The organism is Candidatus Polarisedimenticolia bacterium (assembly GCA_035764505.1).
In the GTDB taxonomy this organism is placed as follows: Bacteria; Acidobacteriota; Polarisedimenticolia; order Gp22-AA2; family AA152; genus AA152.
This window is the reverse complement of sequence record DASTZC010000240.1, coordinates 1-2478: the sequence shown is the minus strand read 5'-3', so window position 1 is coordinate 2478 and position 2478 is coordinate 1. Positions and strand designations below refer to the sequence as shown.

The following is a 2478-nucleotide window of genomic DNA, read 5'->3' as shown; positions in this document are numbered from 1 at the left end:
TCGTCCATCATGCAGGAAGAAAAGCCGTTGCCCCAGCCCCCACAGCGGGGCGGTCCGGAACTCTCTGGGGCCCGCCTGTCCCTGAGTGACCCCATCGGCGAGCCCCGGGCCCATGTCGTGGACCAGGAGATCGGAGAAGAGGTTCACAGCTTGATTGCGTAGTGCGGCGACGGCAGCATTGCCTGTATTGAGCGTGGGCGTATGACAGAGCGCGCAGCCGGTACTGCTGAACAGGTTTCGCCCTCTTCCAATGGACTCGGCCCCCCCTGGCCTATCGGGCGAAGGCATCGGCGCTGCGAGGAAGCGCGCGAAGAAGGCAAACTTTTCGATCGCACTGATCGCATCGAGGGGCTGCTGACCGTCGGTCTTGGTCACATCGTTGGGAACAGTATCGAACTGGCAAGTCGGGGTTTCATCCCGCTCCGTCTGAAAGAGCTCGTTGGTGATACCCATCTCGACGTTGTACGCCTCGCCGGAGAACAGCAGGAGAGACTTGTTCTGGGCCTTCCAGCCAAAACGAGCGACCGTGCCGTCGTTGCCGTTGTTGTTCGCCTGGCCGGAGATCGTATGGCCGGCGAGGACGATATTCGGCCGACCGTGAATCCTGAACGATCTCTTCATGGGTGCGTCATTGGTCTGGTTTGCGAGGATCACCTTGTCCGGGATTTGTTCGATCAGGCCTGCGCCAAAGACCGGGGTGGGAATCCTGAAGATCACGTTGCGGCGGGCGAGCTCCTGCTCGAAGTCCGGCTGCGCTAGCTTGCAGCCCGGCGCGTCCGCCCGACCGGCAATGGTGAACAGGTCGTGGACGCCGCCGTCCGGCGTTCCGTCAGGATTCCTCACGAACCTCGCCTCGCGTACAGGCCCGTTCAGCGTGATGAATGATGGAACGGTATTGGCTGCGCCCTTCTTGTTGGCAAATGCAATCTGAGGATTCACCGGCGGGCTGGTTCCACCGAGTGCCGGATGGAGATGGCAACCGCCGCAGCTGCCGAGGTTCATCGTCGGTCCCAGGCCGTCGGCGACCTCTTCCTCTTCCGCGAAATCGTCCTTGCCAGCGCTGAAAACCGCAAGCTCGGTCTTGGTCAGTCCCGCGATTGGCGCACCTGCGCCCGCGGCTCCGCCGCGCACCCCTGGATCCCGCGCTGCGGACGACGGATCGACCGAGGATGGTGTATCAACATTGGAAACGGAGCAACCGACGAAGAAACCGACGACAGCTAGCGTCGACAGTAGTTGAGTATCGAGTTTCATGGCCACTCCTTCTTCGCCAGCACACTCAGCTAGATCCCAGTGGAGTGCTCCCCGAAGTTCTGCTCAGGCGGGGAGCTTACGTTAACTGCTCGCACGGACCGACTCAAACCCGATTTTCGGGGGGTACTCAGATAGCGGCCCCCCAGGCGATCGCACGTCCTGAGCCAAATGCGGCATCGCCTGCGACGTGGTCGCCGCGTCAACCGCGGTCCGGAGCATCACCGCGCGATAGTCGTGCGGGCTCCGCATCCCGAGCGCCGAGTGCGGCGCCTGGGTGTTGTAGTCCGCGAACCAGTCACCGATCTGAGTCAGCACCGTCTCGGCGTCCCGCAGCTCGGCGCCGTCCACGTAGTCCCGCTTGAACGTCCCGATGAACGCTTCCGCCAGGCCGTTACTCTCCGGGCTATACGCCGGCGTGGTGATCGGCACGAGCCCGAGCTCGTGCGCGTACAGCACCGTCGCCGTCGCGGTGTATTGGGGACCGTTATCCGAGAGCCATTGAATCGCGTGCGGGGCTTTGAGCGTCGCTTCGCCGAACCGCGCCCACAGCGTGCGGTCCATCAGCGTCCGAATATCGGCGCCGGTCAACGGCCGCGGCGACGCGACGAACGCGGGGACTTCGCGATCGTGGCAATCAATGGCGAAGGCCACCGAGATGACCTCACCGCTCCAGCACGGGAGCAAGAAGACGTCGGAGCACCAGCGCTGATTGGAGGCCGGTTGCCGGATCTGGCCGACGTGAGGTCGCCCGTGGCGGCGATGCACCCTGGGCGCCAGCATCAGCCCGTGCAGCTGCATGACCCGGCGAATGCGCTTGTGGTTGTACCCGACCCGAAAGGTCCGGTTCACCATCGCCCACACCCGACGGTAGCCGTACGTGGCCCGGCTGTTCGTCACGGCGCGGATCTGCTGAAGCACGGTCTCGTCGTCCGCGCGGTGATAGCGACCACCAGGGCGCGCCCGCGCGACGTAGTAGGCCGTGCGCCGGGCGACCCTGAGCACCGAGCAGATCGCCGTCATCGTATACGGCGTCACCGCCCGGACTCTCTGCGCAACGACGGCGTTTTTTTTACGACCTCCTGGGCGGCACGCAGGATCTCGACCTCCATGGTCTTCCGCCCGAGCGCCCGCTCGAGTTCCCGAATCTTGGCGTACGCCTCCCGCAGCTGGCTGGCGGGCACGACGTCCTCACTCGCGTGGACCGCTGTGGTCGCCCCGGCCTCC

3 protein-coding genes are annotated in these 2478 nt (G+C 64.5%); all 3 read right to left on the bottom strand.

The window, feature by feature from the left end; genetic code table 11:
- A partial coding sequence (locus VFW45_15925) for a di-heme oxidoredictase family protein (protein HEU5182274.1) occupies window positions 1-1254 on the bottom strand: 1254 nt, incomplete at its 3' end.
- Between the two features lie 81 nt (window positions 1255-1335).
- Window positions 1336-2274, bottom strand: coding sequence for an IS3 family transposase (locus VFW45_15920; protein ID HEU5182273.1), 939 nt, complete (start codon window positions 2272-2274; stop codon window positions 1336-1338).
- An 11-nt stretch (window positions 2275-2285) separates the two neighbouring features.
- On the bottom strand, window positions 2286-2478 hold a 193-nt coding region (locus VFW45_15915; GenBank protein ID HEU5182272.1), incomplete at its 5' end, for a hypothetical protein.

What these genes read in the sequence shown, in the direction of transcription:
- VFW45_15920 (HEU5182273.1), bottom strand. Translation starts at nt 2,274, where the DNA reads ATGACGGCGATCTGCTCGGTGCTCAGGGTCGCCCGGCGCACGGCCTAC.